This is a genomic window from Nocardioides pini (genome assembly GCF_026712185.1).
Taxonomy (GTDB): domain Bacteria; phylum Actinomycetota; class Actinomycetes; order Propionibacteriales; family Nocardioidaceae; genus Nocardioides; species Nocardioides pini.
In genome coordinates this window covers 85,828-103,630 of record NZ_JAPPUX010000005.1, presented here as the reverse complement: position 1 = coordinate 103,630, position 17,803 = coordinate 85,828, and the positions used below count along the sequence as shown (strand labels likewise).

Below are 17,803 nucleotides of genomic sequence, written 5' to 3'. Positions count from 1 at the left end.
CGGGTCACCGCCGGCGCGGCAGCAGCTCGCGGTCGGCGTAGCGGCCGATGCGCCAGGTGGCGTAGCCGTCGGCGCCCATGCCGACGACGCCGCCGACCAGCGGGATCTTGCGGCCGAGGGTGGTCGCCAGCCGCTTGCCGGCGATCCGGGTGACGATGTCGGTCGCGACGACGGCCGAGATGGAGCCGTCGATGGTCGGGTCGTGGACCGGGGCCGTGGCGATCGCCACCGGCGTGCTGGGCAGCTTGCGCTTCGAGACCAGCTCGTGCACCTGCTCCTCGCCCAGCAGCAGCGTCAGGATGGCGTTGCGGACGCGGGGGTCGGCGAGGTCGTGTCCGCGCAGGTGGGCGATGCCGGCGACCATCCGGCACTGGAGGACCGCGAGCCCGGTGACGTTGGCGGGGATGGTGATCGCCATGGTGATCATGCCGCCGACGTTGGTGGCGAAGCCCTGCGCGCCCGCGAGCCGGACGTTGTTCTCGATGACCTCGTGGATCGCCCGCTCGACGTTGCCGCGCTGCTCGCGCAGCTGCTTGTCGGCCGCCACCGCGGCCGGGGCGAGCGGGCCGACGCCGTCGATCGCGCGGCTCAGCGCCTCGCGCACGAACGCGCCGGTCAGCCCCGGCGCCATCTCGTGGAGGCGGGGGGCGAGCTGCCGCTCGACGGTCTCCTTCAGGCCCATGCACCGATCGTACGGTCGCGCGCCCAGTGACGAGCACCCTCCGGGGTCGAGGTCGGGCGCCGAGGGCGTCCCCTTCGATGGGGTCGTTCGCTAGCGTGCGAAGTGTGCCCATCGCCCCCGCTCCGACACCGTGGGCGTTCCCGGCGTGCTCGTCGTGGGACCCCGACGACGACCTCGTCGCGCTGGGCGCCGACCTCGAGCCGGGCACGCTCGTCACGGCCTACGGCCTGGGCCTGTTCCCGATGCCGGTCACCCTGGACGGCGAGGAGCACCTCGGCTGGTTCTCGCCCGTCGAGCGGGGCGTGCTGCCGCTCGACGGCCTGCGTGTGTCCCGGTCGCTGCGCCGCTCGGCCCGCGACTTCGAGATCCGCATCGACACCGCCTTCGACGAGGTGGTGGGCGCGTGCGGGAGCCCGGACCGGGCGGACGGCTGGATCACGCCGGACTTCCGGCACGCCTACGGACGCCTGCACCGCCTCGGCTGGGCGCACTCCGTCGAGGCCTGGCGCGACGGCCGGCTGGCGGGTGGGCTCTACGGCGTGAGCGTCGGTGGCCTGTTCGCGGGGGAGTCGATGTTCCACCGCGAGCGCGACGCCTCGAAGGTGGCGCTGCTCGCCCTCGTCGAGCTGCTGCGCGACGAGTACGCCGACCGGCGGCTGTTGGACGTGCAGTGGCAGACCCCGCACCTCGCGTCGCTGGGTGTCGTACGACGTCCGCGCGCCGACTACCTCGCCGCGCTCGGGCGCAGCCTCGACGTGCCGCTGCCGGACCCGTTCCGGGTGGACGATCGGTGACGATCACGGGAGGGTAGGCCCGATCGTGACGTGATCCCGACGGGGGACGCGTGCCACCAGAGGGGGAATCCATGACCATCCGTGCCCGCCTGACCCTGACGAGCGCCGTGCTCCTGGTCGGCACCGTCACCTCGGCCTGCGGAGGCAGCAGCGGCGCCCCGAGCGATGCGAGCAGGGACGACTTCTGCGACGCGGCCAACAGCCTGATGTCCGACGTGGTGCCCGAGGACATGTCCACCATGGAGCTGCCCAGCGACGAGGACATGGCGCAGGCGGTCAAGGACTGGGCGGCGCGGATGGAGGAGGTCGGCACCCCGGAGGGCATCTCCGAGGACGCGCGCAAGGGGTTCGAGTCGGTCGTCGACCAGGCCGAGGAGATCGACGCGGAGGACTTCTCGATGGAGAACCTCGAGGACCTGGAGAAGGGCGGCGCCGACGCCTCGGCCGAGGAGGAGAAGCAGGCCGAGGCCTTCGGCAACTACCTCACCGACACGTGCGGCAGCCCCACCGACGACATCGAGCTGCCCGAGCTGCCCGAGGTCCCCGAGTCCACCGGGTGACGGCGCCTCGCGCGTCCCGGCGCGGTGACCGCGAGCCACGTACGATGGCGGGCGGCGGGGTAGAGGGAGGACGGGCCATGTCGATCACGCGCGAGGGCAGGATCTGCTCCTTCTGCGGTGAGCCCGGAGGACCGGGCACCGACCTGCGTCTCGTCGGGGGCCTCGGCGCCCAGGTGTGCGAGCGGTGCGTCGACGACTTCCACGGCATCCTCCACGACGAGGCGCAGTGGACCGCGGCCCGCGGGCCGTTCCCGTGGGAGCGGATGGACGACGGCGAGCTGCTGGCGACGCTGCCGCAGATCCTGGCCTCGGCCGAGCAGAACACCGCGTTCGCCCACGAGTGGGTCGACCTGCTCCGCAGCCGCAACATCTCGTGGGCGGAGATCGGCCGGGCGCTCGGCGTCTCGCGCCAGGCCGCGTGGGAGAGATTTTCGCGCCGGTCGGCCGACAAGGGCGCCACTGCGTGAAACCTGGGGCGTCGTCAGGGTAGGCTTGACGCGCGAGGTGTCGGCCGGGCTGTCACGGGGGTGAGCCCAGCCGGCACCTCTGCCGTTGTCCGGGGTGCCCGGGCTACTTCAGCAGCTTCGACATCCGCCGGTCGGCGAGAGGCTTCCCGCCCGTCTGGCAGGTCGCGCAGTACTGCAGGCTCGAGTCGGCGAACGACACCTCGCGCACCACGTCGCCGCAGACGGGGCACGCCTGGCCGGTGCGCCCGTGCACGGCGAGGTTGCTCTTCTTCTCGCCCTTGAGCTCGCTGGCGGCGAGCCCGCTCGAGCGCTGCACCGCGTCGCCAAGCGTCGTGCGGACGGCGTCGTACAGCGTCTGGAGCTCGGCCTCGTCGAGGCTGTTGGCCGGCTTGAACGGCGACATCCGCGCCGCGTGGAGGATCTCGTCGGAGTAGGCGTTGCCGATGCCCGCGACGATCGACTGCATCCGCAGGACGCCCTTGATCTGCTTGCGCCCCTCGCGCTCGAGGATCTGCCGGAGCACCTCGAGGGTGAAGTCGTCGGAGAGCGGGTCGGGACCGAGCCGGGCCACGCCCTCGACCTCCTGCGGGTCGCGGACGACATAGATCGCGAGGCCCTTGCGCGTGCCGGCCTCGGTGATGTCGAGGCCGGGCCGGGTCTCGAGGTCGGGGTCGTCGATGACGATGCGGGCGGCGAGCGGGTTCTTGGAGCTGGGCTTGGCCGGGAGGGCCGGCACCTCGTCGCGCCAGCGGATCCAACCTGCCCGCGCCAGGTGGATGACGAGGTGCACCCCGCTGGCGTCGATGTCGAGGAACTTCCCGTGCCGCGTGACGTCGTCGACGAGCGTGCCGTGCAACGCGTGCAGCGGCGGGTCGAAGGTCTTCAGCGCGCTGAACGCGGCGAGGTCGATGCGGCTGATGGCGCGGCCCACGAGGCGGCCACGCAGGTCCTGGACGAGGGCTTCGACCTCGGGCAGCTCGGGCACGGGGATGAGTCTAGGCAGGAACTTGTGGGCCGAGTCACAATGGGACATGGCCCGCCAGCAGCTTCCTCGCACCGGAGCGGTCTTCCTCGACCCTCGCGGTGAGGACCGCTCGCTGCGCGTGACGTGGCACCAGGAGCAGCAGCTCGTCGTGCTGTCGCTGTGGCGCGACAACGTCTGCGCCGGCACCTTCCGGCTGTCGGCGGACGAGGTGCCCGACCTGATCGCCCTGCTGCGCCAGGGCCTCGACGAGGCGTACGCCGCCGCCCGCAGGCGCGTCGAACGGCTCGACCAGCCCAGCGAGGCGGGCTGACTCGCCGACTATCCGGCAATCTACGGCGCGACCTAGATTGCTGAATAGGGTCTGATCGTGGACCCGATCCGGAACCCCTACGCCCCCGGCGCCGGGCAGCGCCCGCCCGAGCTCGCCGGGCGCGACGAGCAGCTCACCGCGTTCGGCGTCGTCCTCGAGCGCGTCGCCAACGGTCGCCCCGAGCGCAGCCTCGTGCTCACCGGGCTGCGGGGGGTGGGCAAGACCGTCCTCCTCAACGCGCTGCGGGGGGCGGCCGTGCGCAAGGGTTGGGGCACGGGCAAGCTCGAGGCCCGCCCCGGCCAGGGGCTGCGCCGCCCGCTGAGCAGCGCGCTGCACCAGGCGGTCCGCGAGCTCGGGCACCGCGACGAGGACTCGGTCGACCACGTGCTCGGCGTCATCAAGTCCTTCGCGCACCGCGACGCCGGCGCCAACGCCAAGCTCAAGGACCAGTGGAGTCCCGGCATCGACGTCGCCGCGGTGCGCGGCCGCGCCGACTCCGGCGACATCGAGATCGACCTCGTCGAGCTCTTCACCGACCTCGGCGGACTCGCGGCCGACGTGGGCAAGGGCATCGGGATCTTCATCGACGAGATGCAGGACCTCGGTCCCGACGACGTGTCCGCACTGTGCGCCGCCTGCCACGAGCTCAGCCAGTCGGGCCTGCCCGTCATCGTCGTCGGTGCCGGACTGCCGCACCTGGCCGCCGTGCTGAGCGCGAGCAAGTCCTACAGCGAGCGCCTCTTCCGCTACCAGCGCATCGACCGGCTCTCCCGCGAGGCCGCCGACCGCGCGCTGGAGGCGCCCGCTGCCGACGAGGACGCGGCCTACGAGCCCGACGCCCTCGCCGCGATGTACGACGCCACCGGGGGCTACCCCTACTTCATCCAGGCCTACGGCAAGGCCGTGTGGGACCTCGCGCCGCGCTCGCCGATCACCGCCGCCGACGTCGCCGTCGCCGCTCCCGAGGCCGAGTCCGAGCTCGCCGTCGGGTTCTTCGGCTCACGCTACGAGCGCGCGACGCCGGGCGAGCGGGACTACCTGATGGCGATGGCCGACGTCGCGCTGGGCCAGGCCGGCGCCGGTGGCGACGAGGACTCCGTCCCCAGCTCCGACGTCGCCGCGGCCCTCGGCAAGAAGCCGCAGTCCCTCTCCCCGGCCCGCGACTCGCTGCTCAAGAAGGGCCTTGTCTACTCCGGCGAGCGTGGCCGCATCGCCTTCACCGTCCCCCATTTCGGGAGGTACCTCCGCGAGCGCGGCTGATCCCGGAAGACGCGAAAGTCCGGCCGGTCAGGCGGGCGGGGGCGTGCGGAAGGCCGGGGGGAGCTCCTCGAGGAGGCGGAGCCAGAGCTCCGAGGCGGTGGGGTACGACGGCACGGCGTGGCGCAGCACGTGCACGGGCACGCCGCCGGTCATCGCCACGGTCGCCGCGTGGAGCATCTCGCCGGCCTCCGGGCCGACGAACGTGGCGCCGAGCAGCAGCCGGGAGTGGGCGTCGACGACGAGCTGGGAGTCGCCGGCGACGTGGTCGCGCTGCAGGCTGGTGCCGGCGGCCGACGAGGTCGGCACCTTGGTGACCACCACCTCGTGGCCGGCGTCGCGGGCCTGCGCCTCGGTCATCCCGACGGTGGCGACCTCGGGCTCGGTGAAGACGACCTGCGGCACCGGTGCCTCGCGGTCGGGCTCCCACGCGACCTCGCCCGCGGCGCGGGCCGCGATGCGGGCCCCGACCACCCGGCCCTGGTGCTTGCCCCAGTGGGTGAGGGGCGGGCCGCCCGTGGCGTCGCCGACGGCGTGGAGCCAGTCCGGCAGCCGGCCGCCGGTGACGTGGTCGGTCGTCAGGTCCACCGACGAGAGGCCGAGGTCGTCGAGGCGGGGGCTCCGGCCGATCGCGAGCAGCACCTCGTCGGCCTCGAGCTCGCCGCGGGTGGTGGCGAGGGTGACGGTGCCGCCGTGGACCCGCCCGGTGCCGGTGGCCTCGGGGTCCTCGCGGCGCACGGACTCGACGGAGGTGCCGAGCAGCACGGTCACGCCACGCTCGCGCAGGCCCGCGAGCACCGCCTCACCGGCGAACGGCTCGGTGCGGCCCAGCAGCCGGCGGCCGCGCACGACCAGCGTCACCGACGAGCCGAGCGCGGCCATCCAGGTCGCCGCCTCGCACGCCACCACCCCGCCACCGACGATCACGAGCCGCTCGGGCACCTCCACCACGCCGGTCGCGTCGCGCGAGTCCCACGGGAGCACGTCGGCGTACTCCTGCGGGACGTGCGCCGCGCTGCCGGTGGCGATCACCACCGCCTGCCGCGCCCGGAGGACGACGTCGCCGTCGGCCGAGGAGACCCGGACCGTCCGCTCACCGGTCAGCCGCGCGTCACCCCGCAGCACCGCGAGGCCGGCGCCCTTCGCCCAGTCGACCTGGCCCGAGTCGTCGTAGTGGGAGACCCACGTGTCGCGGCGCTCGAGCAGCGCCTTCGGGGCGACGTGGGCCGTCGAGACGCCCGGCAGGTCGGACGTCACGTCGGCCACCGCGACCGGACGCAGCAGCGCCTTGCTCGGGATGCACGCCCAGTAGCTGCACTCACCCCCGAGCAGCTCGCGCTCGACGAGGGCAGCGGTCATCCCGGTGCCCTCGACGGCGTACTGAGCGGCGTTCTCCCCGGCGGGGCCGGCGCCGATGACCACGACGTCGTACTCGACTGTCTCCATGCTGGGACCCTACGGGCGCCCCGCGCGGATTGGAGCCCCGCTTGCCCGTTCACCTACCATTTCCCGCGAGGGGAGTACCCCACCAACCTCCGTCGGTCACTACGGCGCCTCAGCAGGCGCCCCGGCGGGGACCGGCACCAGCACGACGAGCCGGCGGGGGAGACCTCAGGAACTGACACCTGAGGAGACCCATGTCGTCCATCGCGTCCCCCACCCTGTGGTTCGTCACCATCGGCGTGGTGCTCGCCCTGCTCGTCGTCGACTTCATCGCCACCCGCCGCCCGCACGAGGTCTCGATGAAGGAGGCCATCGGCTGGTCGGCGTTCTACGTCGCCCTGCCGCTGACCTTCGGCCTCTACGTCTGGAACGTGCACGGCGGCGAGCGCGGCCTGGAGTACTACACCGGCTACCTCGTCGAGAAGACGTTGAGCGTCGACAACCTGTTCGTCTTCATGCTGCTGCTCGCCGCCTTCGCCGTGCCCGAGGTGCTCAAGCAGCGGGTGCTGCTGTACGGCATCATCGGCGCGCTCGTGCTGCGCGGCATCTTCATCGCCCTGGGCGCGGCCGCGCTGTCCCGCTTCGACTGGGTGTTCCTGGTCTTCGGCGCGATCCTGGTGGTCACCGGCGCCAAGCTGCTCCGCGACGCGATCCGCGGCCAGGAGCACGAGGTCGACGTGGCGGAGATGCGCGTGGTCAAGGTGATGCGCCGCTTCATGCCGGTCTCCGACTCCTACGAGGGCACCCGGTTCACCGTCGTGCAGAAGGGTTCTCGCGCCCTGACGCCGTTGGCCCTCGTCACCGTCGCCGTGCTGGCGACCGACATCGTCTTCGCCGTCGACTCGGTGCCCGCGGTCTACGGCATCACCGGCGACCCCTACCTCGTCTTCGTGACCAACGCCTTCGCCCTGCTGGGCCTGCGCGCGCTCTACTTCGTGCTCGAGGGCGCCCTCGGCGCGCTGCGGCACCTCAGCTACGGCCTCGCCGCGATCCTGGGGTTCATCGGCGCCAAGCTGGTCCTCCACTGGGCCCACCTGGTCTGGCCGTCGGTCCCCGACGTGCCGACGCTGACGTCGCTGTTCGTCATCGTCGGCATCCTGGGCGTCACCATCGCCACGAGCCTGTGGGCCAACAAGCGTGACAGTGCCCCCGCCAGCGACGACGAGCAGGAGGCCGTCGGCACGCGCTAACGGGTCACTCGACCGCCAGCATCGTCGCCCCCAGGCCGATCATCATCGTGCCGCCGGTGGCGCTGAGGGTGTCGAGCCGTGTGGGACGGCGCGCGAACCACGTGCGCGCCGTCCCCGCGGCGATCGCCCAGGTGCTGTCGAGGCGGCCGCCAGGACACCGAAGACGAGGCCGAGCAGCACCGTCTGCAGCGCCACCGGACCGCCCGGGTCGGTGAACTGCGGGAGGAACGCCACGAAGAACACGATCGTCTTCGGGTTGGTCGCGCCGACAGTGAAGCCGATCCGCACGGGGTGACCGCGCCGGGTCGGCGTCGCGGCGCCCATCGCGAGGCGCGCGTCGCTGCGGTGCCGGATGGCCTGCACCCCGAGCCACACGACGTAGGCCGCGCCGAGGACCTTCACCACGGTGTACGCCGTCGCGCTCGCGGCGACGACCGCGCCGAGACCCACCGCGACGAGGACGACCTGGGCCACCAGGCCGAGGGCGTTGCCGACCACCTAGAGCAGCGCCTCGCGCCGGCCGACGGTGAGCGCGCGGCCGATGGTGAAGAGCAGGCTCGGGCCCGGCACCTGGATGAACAGGATGGAGGCGACGAGGAAGGCGACCCACTGGCTCGACGACGGCATGGCCACAGTGTGGGGCCGAGCCGGTGCGACGCGAAACCGCTTTGCCGTGCCGGCTGAGTCTCTGGGAGACTCAGCGCCCAGGGCGCCGTCCGCCGCCCAGCCCGACGCCCGGCCCCAGTCCGCGCACACGGCGAAGGGGAGCAGATCCTCGGACGCATCCGTGAGTCAGGTTCGTCGACGCCCGCTGCAGCGGCGTACTGGGGGCGCAGCGCAGTCGAAGGTGATCGACCATGACCAGGAACAGTGACTTCAAGCAGGTCGTCCGCGCCCGCATGGCCGCGACCGGCGAGAGCTACACCGCCGCGCGGGCGGCCCTCGGGCAGGAGGCGTACGACGCCGCGCGGGCCGAGCAGGAGCGGCTCGTCGGGCGGCTCTTCAGCGGCGGCCGCATCGAGCGCGTGCCGGCCAGGCGCAAGGTGCGGGCGGCGGTGCTGCTCGAGGTGCTCGGCCGCTTCGAGCCGGGCCGCGACTACTCCGAGCCCGAGGTCAACGAGGTGCTGCTCGGGGTGCACGAGGACTTCGCGTACCTCCGCCGCGAGCTGGTGAACTACCGCTACCTCGAGCGGGCGGACGGCCGGTACCGGACAGCCGCCCACGCGCCGACCCGCTCGGCGCTCGAGCGGCAGGAGGTCCCGGCGTGGGAGGCACACTGGCTGCCCGGCTTCCTGGCGGGGGCCTTCCCCCCCGAGCGGTGACGCGGCAGGCTGGGCGCATGACGGCAGGCATCGACCCGCAGGCAACCCCGTCGGGCACCGGGTGCAAGGAGTGCGAGGACGGCGGCGGTTGGTGGGTGCACCTGCGCCGCTGCGCCCAGTGCGGGCACGTCGGGTGCTGCGACTCCAGCCCCGCCCAGCACGCCACCGCGCACTACGAGGCGAGCGGGCACCCGGTCGTGCAGAGCTTCGAGCCCGGCGAGGACTGGTTCTGGGACTACAGCCGCTCCGAGGGCGTGTCCGGTCCCCGGCTGGCCGACCCGCAGAGCCGGCCCGACGACCAGACCGTCCCGGGCCCGGCCGAGCGGGTGCCGGACGACTGGCGCGACCACGTGCACTGAGCTCGTCCCACCTCCGCCGGGGTGCCGTGTCGCGCCGCTCGCGCGTGCCATGCTCGGCGCATGCGACGTACGCCTCGCACCCGCCGCGACCGCAGGGCCGTGGCACGACCGCAGGTCGTGGCCCACCGCGGCAGCAGCCACGAGAAGGCGGAGCACACGCTCGCTGCCTACGTGAAGGCGCTCGACGAGGGTGCCGACGCCCTCGAGTGCGACGTCCGGCTGACGGCCGACGGCCATCTCGTGTGCGTGCACGACCGCGACCTGCGTCGTACGGCGGCGACGCCGGGCCTCGTGTCGACGATGAACCTGGCCGAGCTCGACGAGCTCGACTTCGCCTCGTGGAAGAACCCGTGGGCCGACCTCGACGACGACTCCCCCGAGCGTGACCCGGACGCCGGCAAGGTGCTCACGCTGCGCAAGCTGCTCGAGATGGTGGCCGACTACGACCGCCACGTCGAGCTGGCCGTGGAGACCAAGCACCCCACCCGGTACGGCGGGCTCGTCGAGCGCCGCCTCGTCGAGGTGCTCGGCGACTTCGGGTGGGACCGGGACGGGTCGCCGGCGCGGGTGATGAGCTTCTCCCTCAACGCCGTCAACCGGGTGCGCCGGCTCGCGCCGGACCTCGACGTGGTGATGCTGGTCGACAAGGCGCACCACTGGCCCGTGCTCCGGCCGGTCGTCGGGGACGACTGGATCATCGGTCCCGGGATCAAGGAGCTGCGCGACCACCCCGGCCTCGGGCGCCACCTGCTCAAGGAGGGGCGCGAGATCCACGTCTGGACGGTCAACACCGCCGACGAGCTGGACGTGTGCCTCGACCTGGGGGTCACCGCGGTCATCACCGACCGCCCGGCCTACATGCTGGAGCTGCTGGGGAGCGCGGACTGAGGCGGATGCGCCCCGACTAGGGTTCGGGCATGGCCAAGAAGTCCCGCAACCGCACCCAGTCCGCCCCCGCCGCCGGCGAGGTCGGCCCCCGCCAGCCCTGCCCGTGCGGCTCCGGCAAGCGCTACAAGGCCTGCCACGGTGCGGCCGGCGGTGCCGCACCGACCTTCGTCGCCCGCCCGTTCGAGGGCATGCCGAGCGAGTGCGACGTCATCGCGCTGCGCGAGCTGGTCCCCGCCGCCACGGCGCCGCTGACGCTGAAGGACGGTGGCCGGAACGTGCGCCTCGCGACCCTGCTGCCCGGTGCGGCACCGGCCATGGTGCGCGAGTCGGGCGACATCTGGCTCGGCCTGCAGGTCCAGCACTCCTACGGCAACCCGGCCCGTGACCTCGGCGCCGTCCTCGAGGCCGCCCTGGCCACCGAGGAGCCCGGCATCGTCGGCCTGATGACCGCGCCCGGCGAGGGCCCGAGCATCCAGGACCTGATCAGCGACTCCAGCCTCGACATCACCGTGCACGACGGCTTCGAGTACTGGATCGACGACATCCCCGAGCGCGACGCGACGATGGAGGCCGCCCTCGAGCAGGCCAACGCCGGCGTGATGCCCACCAGCCGGCTGTCGTCGGTCGAGGCGGCGTACTGGACCAACGTCGGCACCAAGGAGCACCTGCGCTGGGTCATGCCGCACCCCGAGGACGAGCTCCTCGACGCGCTCGCCCGCCTCCACGCGGCGGGCAAGGATTCCGTGGCCGAGGACTCCCGGTTCGTGGGCATGTTCCGCGCGCACGGCCTGCTCGCACCGGTCTGGGACCTCCCCGTCGGCACGGGCGCCGAGGTGCTGGAGGAGCCGGCCGCGAGGTTCGCCGCGGACCTCGAGGAGGCGCTGAAGGGCGGGGAGCTGAGCGCATCCGAGCGGTCTGCGAGAGCAGGACTCGCCAACCGCCAGGTGACGATCCGGTAAGTCCCGGTCCACCATCCGACCACGGCTCGAACACAACGGATTCAACGGTTGTGCCCGCCCTTCGGGGCGGAGTAGATTCGTCTCTGCCCGGTCGTTGTTGTTTCCCCCGTCAACAACGACCGGGCTTCACATTTCCCGCTCACGGCTCCCACCGGAGAACCTCGGCGAGCAACGCCTCGGGGGTCGCCGCGCTGTCGAGCCGCAGCACCGGCTGGTGGCGATCGGCCAGCCACTTCTCGTGGAGGACGCGGCTGCGCCCGTCGAACGCCGGGTCGTCGTATCCGCGGGCCCATTCGAGGAACTCCGTCCATGCGTCCTTGTCGAAGGCCTTGCCGCCGCGACGGTGGACCTCGCGCGCGTCGAGGCGCCTCAGCCTCTCGGCGGGGTCGAGCGTGAGGAACACGATCGCGTCGCACCGGTCGACGATCTCCTCGCCCCACCCGACCATCGACCCCGAGAGCACCCAGGCCTCCCGCGGGACGAACACGTCCCGCATCAGCTCCAGCCGATCGGCATCCGGCCTCTTCTCGACGTAGGGCGGGTCGGTCGGAACCCAGAAGTAGTCGTCGGCGTCCGCGTGCGGTGCCGACCAGTGGTTCGCCAGGGCCCGCGCCAGGGTGGTGGTTCCCGATCCGCTGGCTCCGAGCACGTGGACCTTGCATCGTCGCATGAGGTCATTGTCGAGGGCCCGAGCCTCGGTCCTGGGGTCCGGTCCGGGGGTCGGTCCGCTGGGTCAGCCGGGGTCGGCCGTGCGCACGCGCCAGGCCTCGAGGTTTGAGAAACCCTTGGCCGGGATCCGGCGGGCGCGGCGGAAGCGCCAGGGCATCGTCTCGTCCTCGCCGGTGCTGCCCTCCCCGCCCGTGAGCGCCTCGTGGACGCCCGCGTCGACCAGCACGCTGCCGGGCCGGGCGGCCGAGGTCAGGCGGGCGGCGGCGTTGACCGTCGAGCCGAACACGTCGCCGAGGCGTCGTACGACGGACCCGTGGGCGACGCCGGCACGCACCGCCGGGAAGGGGTCGTCCTCGTCGGCCCCGCGCGCGGTCAGCCCGAGGGCGACGTGCACGGCGGCGGCCGGGTCGGCGACGGTGAACAGCACCTCGTCGCCGATCGTCTTGATGACCTGGCCCCCGTGGTCGACCACCAACGCGGTCGTCTCCTGCTCGAAGCCGTCGACCCACCTCACCAGCTCCGGCCCATCGAGGCTGCGGCTCTGCGTGGTGTAGCCGACGATGTCGACGAAGCAGACCGAGAGCCGTGACTCGGCGGCCGTGAGGGCGCTGCCGTCGTCGAGCAGGTGTTCGGCCGCGCTGGCGAGGTGGCGGCGCCAGACGTAGCTCTGCAGCGCCTCGACGCGGGGGAGCACGTCGCCGGCGAGCCCGGTGAGGCCGGTGGGTCCGGCCGGTCCGGTGGCCGGGCCGCCGCCCTCGGCCGCGAGTCCCGCCAGCAGGCTCGTCTGCCACTCCGCGAGGCGGGCGTAGCTGCGACCCCACGTGCGGACGAGCGCGGCCTGCGACTCCGGGGACAGGATGCCGATCCGGACGAGCTCGGTCGCGAGCCGCAGGGCCTCGACGTCGCCCTCGACGAACGCGACGTCGTCGTCGGCACGGTGCGGGAACCCGAGCTGGTGCCAGAGCGTGACCGCGAGGTCGAGCGGCACGCCCGCGCGCTCGGCGACCTCGACGCGCGTCAGGCTCGGCTCCTCGCCCAGGACCAGCGCGCCCAGGGCGCGGGCGGCGTCCGGCTCGTCGGACCCCACCCGGTCAGCTCCCCTCGAGGCGTCCCGCCGCGGCAGCACGGATCGCGGCGCCGAACGACGGGACCTGCTCGACGAGCTCCTCGATCGTGTCGCGGGTGAAGTGCACGACCTCGAGCGGCGTCAGGGCGACGACCGTGGCCGAGCGGAGGGTGCGGTTGACGATCGCGGCCTCGCCCACGACCGCGCCGGGGCCGAGGGTGGCGATCTCGACGCCACCCCTGCGGACCGAGACCTCGCCCTCGGTGATGAGGTACGCCTTGTCGGCGGGGGTGCGTTCGGCGATGGGCGACCAACCCTGCGGGAGCGTCAGCGTGCGACCCGCTGCGAGCACCCGCCGGGCGTCGGCGGGGTCGAGGGCGTCCAGGATCGATTCGGTCATGCCCCCTCAACGATCCGGGGCAGCGAACGTGACGCCCTCGACGGGACCCGGTCACCAGGTGGGCACCGAGCCGCCGAGGGCCACCGCGTCAGTCGGCGTGCAGCGGCTCCCGCGAGATCGGGCAGCTCATGCAGCGCGGGCCACCACGACCCGAGCCGAGCTCCGACCCGGCGATCCGGACGACCTCGATGCCGGCGTCCTCGAGCCGGTCGTTGGTCTCGTCGTTGCGCTCGTAGGCCACCGCGACCCGCGGCGCGAGGGCCAGGGTGTTGTTGCCGTCGTCCCACTGCTCGCGCTCGGCGGTGACCGGGTCGAGGCCGGTGTCGATCTGGTGGAGCGTGTCGATCTGCATCGCCTTGGCCGCGGCGACGAGGAAGGGCGCGGACTCGCTGACGCTCAGGGTGAGGTCGGACTCGCCCGAGCCCGGGTCGTCGAGCGTGACCGTGACGGCGCGCAGGTTGTCGGCGACGTTGGGGTACATGACGACCTTGTCGACGTCGACCATCGTGCAGACGGTGTCGAGGTGCATCGTCGCGCGCTCCTGCGCGATCGGCACCGCGAGCACGGTGTGCGCGAGGTCGGCGTGGAAGACCTGGCGCGCGAGCCGCTCCACGCCGGCGGGGGTCGTCCGCTCACCGACGCCCACGGCGATGACGCCGGGGGCCAGGAGCAGGACGTCGCCGCCCTCCACGTGCTCGTTGTGCCAGCCGTGGATCTTGCGGGTGCCGGCGAAGCGCGGGTGCTCGGTGTAGATCAGCTCGGTCAGCTGGGTCTCGCGCTTGCGGGCCGGCATCGCCAGGCTCGTGACGGCCACCCGGTCGCGCACCCACACGCTGGAGTCGCGGGTGAAGAGCAGGTTCGGCAGGGGGTCGATGAGGAAGTCGTGCGGGTCCAGCAGGCTGGTCACCAGGCCGTGCCCGCCCTTGACCTCGTCGTTGCGAATGCCGGCGGTCAGCACGTCGGTCAGCTCGGCGGGGGAGAGGTCGCGCAGCGCCTGCGCGAGGTAGCGCCGCATGGTGTCGCCGAGGTGGAGCCCCGACAGGGCGCTCGTGATCGCATGGTTGCGGGCCATCTCGCTGTCGAGCGTCTCGGTGAGCAGCTCGGTCAGGTAGAGGACCTCGACGCCGCGGTTGCGCAGCGTCTCGGCGAACGCGTCGTGCTCCTCCTGCGCCCGGCTCACCCACGGGATGCCGTCGAACAGCAGGCGGTCGTTGTTGCGGGGCGTGAGCCGCTTCAGCTCGTTGCCGGGGCGGTGGAGCATGACGGTGGCCAGGCGGCCGACCTCGCTGTCTGCTCCGTGCGGGGTGGTGACCATAGGCGGGACTCTAGCGCTGCCCCTGCGTGCGGCGCGCCGCCGTGGGGCGGGTCAGGACTGCGCGCGCCACTCCTCGCGGAGGAGGGCGTACTCGTAGGAGTCGGTCCACGTCCCCTTGGACCAGAAGTCGCCGCGCCGGTGCACCTCGCGGCGCATCCCGAGGCGCTCGCAGAGCGCGGCCGAGCGGTCGTTGCGGGCGTCGAGGTTGGCCACGATCCGGCGCAGGCCGTAGTGCTCGAAGCCGAGCCGCAGCACGGCCCGGGCGGCCTCGGTGGCGTACCCGCGGCCGGCGTGCCGGGGGAGGACCGTCCAGCCGATCTCACCCTCGCTGAGGCCGGTTCCCTGGAGGATCAGGACCGAGTCGCCGACGAGCTCGCCGTCGTGCTCGACGGCGAGCCCGAGGAAGAGCCCGTCGTGCTGACGGGAGCGGCGGCGCACCATCTCGGCGACCTCGGCCGCGTTCATCGTGCCGCTGAGGAGCAGGCTGGTCCAGCCCTCGTCCGCCCACGCGTCGGTGAGCGCGGCCTCGTCGCCGGGCCGGAAGGGTCGCAGCAGCAGCCGCTCGGTGCGCAGCGGCCAGACCGGCGGGACCGGGGTCAGGAACTCCGCGCGCGGCGCGTCGACCCAGGTCTCGCGGACGCTCGGACCCCCGAAGCGGAGCCGGTCGTACGCCGTCATCGGCAGCAGGAGGGAGTCGAGGCCGGGCACCGCGAGCACGCCGTCGACCGCCTGCCCGAGCATGCCGCGGCCGATCGGGTCGTGGGGGTCGCGCCGCAGGATCTCGACGGCGGCCGACGCCTCGGCGACGCGCGCGGTCTTCATCCGGATCCGGATCGGGGAGACCTCCCGGAGGCAGACGTACTGCCCCGAGAGGTAGTGGTCCCACTCGGCCTCGGCGGTCGCGGGGTCGTCGGGCCAGAAGGCCACGAACCAGTCGTGGAGCCGGTCCACGCCGCCGGCGACCTCGGCCAGCTCGCCGTGCGCGGCGGGCACCATCGGGGTCCCGTCGGAGAGGACGTACGACGGCAGCGGGAGGCGGCCGGCCAGCATCTGCTCCATCGCCGCTGGGGTGGCCTCGACGAAGTGCTCGCGGACGTAGGCGTCGTCCGCGTCGGTCATCGGGTGGTCGCCGTTGACGGCGACGAAGCGTTCCCGGACGGCAGCGACCGGGTCGCCGCTCAGCGCGTCATCTCCCACACCGTCAAGGCTGCCATGAAGACGCACACGGCCGCACCCACGTAGTGCAGCACGGAGAGCCGCACCCGCTGGAGCAGCAGCCGGCCGACGATGACCGCCAGCCCGGAGACCGCGAGCAGCGCGCCCCAGGCGCCGAGGAAGACCGACACCGGGTCGTCGTACTTGGCCACGAGCGAGATGGTCAGCAGCTGCGACAGGTCGCCCCACTCGGCCGCGAAGAGGACCAGGAACGAGGTCACCACGACCTTGAGCCCGTGGGCGGCGGAGTCGGACTTGGCGGCGTACTCGTCCTCCTGCGCGCCCTCGTCGGCGTCGGCGGTGCGCGCGGCGCGGAAGAGGATGACCGCCCCGATGACGAACATCAGCGCGGCCACGGTGTGGATCAGCTGCTCGGGCAGGAACGAGGCGGCCTTGCCGATGCCGACCGCGACGGCCGTCTGGACGAGGAAGGCCAGCGCGACGCCGATCCAGACGAAGAGCGGGCGCATCTTCGTGGACATCACCAGGGTGGCGATGAAGGTCTTGTCGGGGAGCTCGACGACGAAGATGGCGCCGAAGGCCAGGGCCACGACGAGGGGATCGATCACCGGGTGAGTGTCGCAGCCGTCGGGTGCGCCGGCTCAGTCGGCCCGGAAGGCGTCGGCGGGGTAGACGCCGAGGACCTTCACCTCGGTGGTGAAGAACGCGAGCTCCTCGAGCGCGTTGCGCACGCCCGGGTCGTCGGGGTGTCCGTCCACCTCGGCGAGGAACTGGGTCGCGGTGAAGTGCCCGCCGACCATGTAGCTCTCCAGCTTGGTCATGTTGACGCCGTTGGTCGCGAAGCCGCCGAGCGCCTTGTAGAGCGCGGCCGGGAGGTTGCGCACGTTGAAGATGAACGTCGTCACGACCGGCCCGTTGCCGGCCGGCGCCTGCTCGAAGTCGCGCGAGAGGACGACGAAGCGGGTGGTGTTGTGGTCCTCGTCCTCGATCTCCTCGCGCAGCACCTTCAGGCCGTAGATCTCGGCGGCGAGCGGAGGCGCGATCGCCGCCTGGGTCGGGTCACCGGACTCCGCGACCTCACGCGCGGCGCCCGCGGTGTCGCCCGCCACGACGGGCGTCAGGCCGAGCTCGCGGATCACGCCGCGGCACTGCCCGAGGGCGTGGACGTGGCTGTGCACCGTGCGCAGCGACTCGGTGCTCGCCTCCGGCAGCGCCATCAGGGAGAACTGGATGCGCAGGAACCGCTCGCCCACGATGTGCAGGTCGGAGGTCGGCAGGAAGTGGTGGATGTCGGCGACCCGGCCGGCGATCGAGTTGTCGATCGGGATCATCGCCAGGTCGGCCTCGCCGCTCTCGACGGCCGCGAAGGCGTCCTCGAACGACGCGCACGGCAGCGGCTCCCAGTCCGGGTAGGCCTGCTGGCAGACCAGGTGCGAGTTGGCGCCGGGCTCCCCCTGGTAGGCGATGCGTCGGGTCACGTCGGCGAGTGTGTCACCTCCGGCCGTGTCCGACCGGCCGTGACCAGTCGCCGAACATAGGGTTCGAGGGTGCTCGCCACCATCGCCGTCGTCCTCGCCGCCGTCGCCTGCGCGGTCGCCGCGCTCGCCCTCCGTCGTACGACGACACGCCCAGGCGGCGAGGGGGTCGACGCGCTGCCCGAGGACGTGCACGGCCTGCGGCAGGAGGTCGCGGCCCTCAAGGCGGAGAGCGTCGACGCGCTGCGGCACCTCTCGGTCGTGCGCTACGACGCGTTCGGCGACGTCGGGGGGCACCTCAGCTGGAGCCTGGCCGTCCTCGACGACTCCGGCCACGGCGTCGTCCTGACGTCGATCCACGGGCGGAGCGAGGCCCGCACCTACGCCAAGTCGATCTCCTCCTGGTCGTGCGAGCAGCAGCTCTCGCCCGAGGAGGAGGAGGCGATCGAGCACGCCCGTCCCTGACCCTCGGACCCGGTCGAGTGC

General features: G+C 72.9%; 23 protein-coding genes. 11 read left to right on the top strand and 12 right to left on the bottom strand.

Annotation, left to right across the window (positions count from 1 at the left end; genetic code table 11):
* Positions 1-4 precede the first annotated feature (4 nt).
* Positions 5-682, bottom strand: a complete 678-nt coding sequence (locus NYO98_RS17385; protein ID WP_268113012.1) for an EcsC family protein — start codon at positions 680-682, stop codon at positions 5-7.
* Positions 683-786: 104 nt separating this feature from the next.
* On the opposite strand from NYO98_RS17385, the gene aat reads away from it, so the two are divergent.
* The 3 genes from aat to NYO98_RS17370 all read left to right on the top strand — a co-directional run bounded on the left by aat (position 787) and on the right by NYO98_RS17370 (position 2,503).
* The gene (gene aat / locus NYO98_RS17380) at positions 787-1,476 is read left to right on the top strand and encodes a leucyl/phenylalanyl-tRNA--protein transferase (RefSeq protein WP_268113011.1); all 690 of its coding nucleotides are present in this window, start codon (positions 787-789) and stop codon (positions 1,474-1,476) included.
* Between the two features lie 71 nt (positions 1,477-1,547).
* Positions 1,548-2,036 carry a hypothetical protein gene (locus NYO98_RS17375; protein WP_268113010.1) on the top strand — a complete coding sequence of 163 codons (489 nt, stop codon included), beginning with the start codon at positions 1,548-1,550 and terminating at the stop codon, positions 2,034-2,036.
* Positions 2,037-2,113: 77 nt separating this feature from the next.
* Entirely contained in the window at positions 2,114-2,503 is a 390-nt protein-coding gene (locus tag NYO98_RS17370; protein WP_268113009.1) for a hypothetical protein, read from the top strand.
* Positions 2,504-2,606: 103 nt separating this feature from the next.
* Here NYO98_RS17370 and NYO98_RS17365 read toward each other — a convergent pair whose 3' ends face one another.
* Positions 2,607-3,488: an Fpg/Nei family DNA glycosylase gene (locus tag NYO98_RS17365; RefSeq protein WP_268113008.1), complete on the bottom strand. Its 882-nt coding sequence runs from the start codon at positions 3,486-3,488 to the stop codon at positions 2,607-2,609.
* A gap of 46 nt (positions 3,489-3,534) precedes the next feature.
* Between NYO98_RS17365 and NYO98_RS17360 the strand changes: the two genes are divergently transcribed.
* The gene (locus tag NYO98_RS17360; protein ID WP_268113007.1) at positions 3,535-3,798 is read left to right on the top strand and encodes a hypothetical protein; all 264 of its coding nucleotides are present in this window, start codon (positions 3,535-3,537) and stop codon (positions 3,796-3,798) included.
* Between the two features lie 57 nt (positions 3,799-3,855).
* On the top strand, positions 3,856-5,058 hold the full coding sequence (locus NYO98_RS17355) for an ATP-binding protein (protein WP_268113006.1): 1,203 nt from the start codon (positions 3,856-3,858) through the stop codon (positions 5,056-5,058).
* Between the two features lie 27 nt (positions 5,059-5,085).
* On the opposite strand, the gene NYO98_RS17350 is transcribed toward NYO98_RS17355, so the two are convergent.
* Entirely contained in the window at positions 5,086-6,501 is a 1,416-nt protein-coding gene (locus NYO98_RS17350; protein ID WP_268113005.1) for a dihydrolipoyl dehydrogenase family protein, read from the bottom strand.
* A 191-nt stretch (positions 6,502-6,692) separates the two neighbouring features.
* On the opposite strand from NYO98_RS17350, the gene NYO98_RS17345 reads away from it, so the two are divergent.
* Positions 6,693-7,688, top strand: a complete 996-nt coding sequence (locus tag NYO98_RS17345) for a TerC family protein (RefSeq protein WP_268113003.1) — start codon at positions 6,693-6,695, stop codon at positions 7,686-7,688.
* A gap of 42 nt (positions 7,689-7,730) precedes the next feature.
* Here the strand turns inward: NYO98_RS17345 and NYO98_RS17340 are convergent, their stop codons facing one another.
* Together NYO98_RS17340 and NYO98_RS17335 are read right to left on the bottom strand one after the other, a co-directional pair.
* A complete protein-coding gene (locus NYO98_RS17340) occupies positions 7,731-8,186 on the bottom strand; it encodes a LysE family translocator (protein WP_268113002.1) in 456 nt (151 codons plus the stop codon).
* Positions 8,187-8,315 (bottom strand): hypothetical protein, encoded by a 129-nt coding sequence (locus NYO98_RS17335; RefSeq protein WP_268113000.1) that lies wholly within the window; start codon positions 8,313-8,315, stop codon positions 8,187-8,189. It lies immediately after the preceding gene.
* 230 nt (positions 8,316-8,545) lie between these two features.
* On the opposite strand from NYO98_RS17335, the gene NYO98_RS17330 reads away from it, so the two are divergent.
* From NYO98_RS17330 to NYO98_RS17315, 4 genes are read left to right on the top strand one after another with little or no spacing between them, the layout of a single operon-like run.
* Positions 8,546-9,010 carry a DUF2087 domain-containing protein gene (locus NYO98_RS17330; RefSeq protein ID WP_268112999.1) on the top strand — a complete coding sequence of 155 codons (465 nt, stop codon included), beginning with the start codon at positions 8,546-8,548 and terminating at the stop codon, positions 9,008-9,010.
* 17 nt (positions 9,011-9,027) lie between these two features.
* On the top strand, positions 9,028-9,369 hold the full coding sequence (locus tag NYO98_RS17325; RefSeq protein WP_268112998.1) for a UBP-type zinc finger domain-containing protein: 342 nt from the start codon (positions 9,028-9,030) through the stop codon (positions 9,367-9,369).
* A gap of 60 nt (positions 9,370-9,429) precedes the next feature.
* A complete protein-coding gene (locus NYO98_RS17320) occupies positions 9,430-10,257 on the top strand; it encodes a glycerophosphodiester phosphodiesterase family protein (protein WP_268112997.1) in 828 nt (275 codons plus the stop codon).
* A gap of 29 nt (positions 10,258-10,286) precedes the next feature.
* On the top strand, positions 10,287-11,216 hold the full coding sequence (locus tag NYO98_RS17315) for a DUF5926 family protein (protein ID WP_268112996.1): 930 nt from the start codon (positions 10,287-10,289) through the stop codon (positions 11,214-11,216).
* Between the two features lie 139 nt (positions 11,217-11,355).
* Here the strand turns inward: NYO98_RS17315 and NYO98_RS17310 are convergent, their stop codons facing one another.
* The 7 genes from NYO98_RS17310 to NYO98_RS17280 all read right to left on the bottom strand — a co-directional run bounded on the left by NYO98_RS17310 (position 11,356) and on the right by NYO98_RS17280 (position 17,320).
* Positions 11,356-11,886, bottom strand: a complete 531-nt coding sequence (locus NYO98_RS17310) for an AAA family ATPase (RefSeq protein ID WP_268112995.1) — start codon at positions 11,884-11,886, stop codon at positions 11,356-11,358.
* A gap of 63 nt (positions 11,887-11,949) precedes the next feature.
* On the bottom strand, positions 11,950-12,972 hold the full coding sequence (locus tag NYO98_RS17305; protein WP_268112994.1) for an adenylate/guanylate cyclase domain-containing protein: 1,023 nt from the start codon (positions 12,970-12,972) through the stop codon (positions 11,950-11,952).
* 4 nt (positions 12,973-12,976) lie between these two features.
* Positions 12,977-13,351 carry a cyclic nucleotide-binding domain-containing protein gene (locus NYO98_RS17300; RefSeq protein ID WP_268112993.1) on the bottom strand — a complete coding sequence of 125 codons (375 nt, stop codon included), beginning with the start codon at positions 13,349-13,351 and terminating at the stop codon, positions 12,977-12,979.
* 88 nt (positions 13,352-13,439) lie between these two features.
* A complete protein-coding gene (locus NYO98_RS17295) occupies positions 13,440-14,666 on the bottom strand; it encodes an arginine deiminase (RefSeq protein WP_268112992.1) in 1,227 nt (408 codons plus the stop codon).
* 51 nt (positions 14,667-14,717) lie between these two features.
* Positions 14,718-15,863, bottom strand: a complete 1,146-nt coding sequence (locus NYO98_RS17290) for a GNAT family N-acetyltransferase (protein ID WP_268112991.1) — start codon at positions 15,861-15,863, stop codon at positions 14,718-14,720.
* Positions 15,845-16,450, bottom strand: coding sequence for a TMEM165/GDT1 family protein (locus tag NYO98_RS17285; protein ID WP_268112990.1), 606 nt, complete (start codon positions 16,448-16,450; stop codon positions 15,845-15,847). Before NYO98_RS17285 ends, NYO98_RS17290 begins: the two co-directional genes overlap by 19 nt.
* Positions 16,451-16,483: 33 nt before the next feature.
* The gene (locus NYO98_RS17280; RefSeq protein WP_268112989.1) at positions 16,484-17,320 is read right to left on the bottom strand and encodes a prephenate dehydratase; all 837 of its coding nucleotides are present in this window, start codon (positions 17,318-17,320) and stop codon (positions 16,484-16,486) included.
* A gap of 69 nt (positions 17,321-17,389) precedes the next feature.
* On the opposite strand from NYO98_RS17280, the gene NYO98_RS17275 reads away from it, so the two are divergent.
* On the top strand, positions 17,390-17,782 hold the full coding sequence (locus NYO98_RS17275) for a DUF4446 family protein (RefSeq protein WP_268112988.1): 393 nt from the start codon (positions 17,390-17,392) through the stop codon (positions 17,780-17,782).
* Positions 17,783-17,803: the final 21 nt, after the last annotated feature.

Excerpts from the sequence above, each read along its gene's own strand:
- NYO98_RS17385 (WP_268113012.1), bottom strand. The coding sequence starts at position 682 with ATGGGCCTGAAGGAGACCGTCGAGCGGCAGCTCGCCCCCCGCCTCCAC.
- NYO98_RS17375 (WP_268113010.1), top strand. The coding sequence starts at position 1,548 with ATGACCATCCGTGCCCGCCTGACCCTGACGAGCGCCGTGCTCCTGGTC.
- NYO98_RS17370 (WP_268113009.1), top strand. The coding sequence starts at position 2,114 with ATGTCGATCACGCGCGAGGGCAGGATCTGCTCCTTCTGCGGTGAGCCC.
- NYO98_RS17360 (WP_268113007.1), top strand. The coding sequence starts at position 3,535 with ATGGCCCGCCAGCAGCTTCCTCGCACCGGAGCGGTCTTCCTCGACCCT.
- NYO98_RS17350 (WP_268113005.1), bottom strand. The coding sequence starts at position 6,501 with ATGGAGACAGTCGAGTACGACGTCGTGGTCATCGGCGCCGGCCCCGCC.
- NYO98_RS17345 (WP_268113003.1), top strand. The coding sequence starts at position 6,693 with ATGTCGTCCATCGCGTCCCCCACCCTGTGGTTCGTCACCATCGGCGTG.
- NYO98_RS17335 (WP_268113000.1), bottom strand. The coding sequence starts at position 8,315 with ATGCCGTCGTCGAGCCAGTGGGTCGCCTTCCTCGTCGCCTCCATCCTG.
- NYO98_RS17330 (WP_268112999.1), top strand. The coding sequence starts at position 8,546 with ATGACCAGGAACAGTGACTTCAAGCAGGTCGTCCGCGCCCGCATGGCC.
- NYO98_RS17325 (WP_268112998.1), top strand. The coding sequence starts at position 9,028 with ATGACGGCAGGCATCGACCCGCAGGCAACCCCGTCGGGCACCGGGTGC.
- NYO98_RS17320 (WP_268112997.1), top strand. The coding sequence starts at position 9,430 with ATGCGACGTACGCCTCGCACCCGCCGCGACCGCAGGGCCGTGGCACGA.
- NYO98_RS17315 (WP_268112996.1), top strand. The coding sequence starts at position 10,287 with ATGGCCAAGAAGTCCCGCAACCGCACCCAGTCCGCCCCCGCCGCCGGC.
- NYO98_RS17310 (WP_268112995.1), bottom strand. The coding sequence starts at position 11,886 with ATGCGACGATGCAAGGTCCACGTGCTCGGAGCCAGCGGATCGGGAACC.
- NYO98_RS17300 (WP_268112993.1), bottom strand. The coding sequence starts at position 13,351 with ATGACCGAATCGATCCTGGACGCCCTCGACCCCGCCGACGCCCGGCGG.
- NYO98_RS17295 (WP_268112992.1), bottom strand. The coding sequence starts at position 14,666 with ATGGTCACCACCCCGCACGGAGCAGACAGCGAGGTCGGCCGCCTGGCC.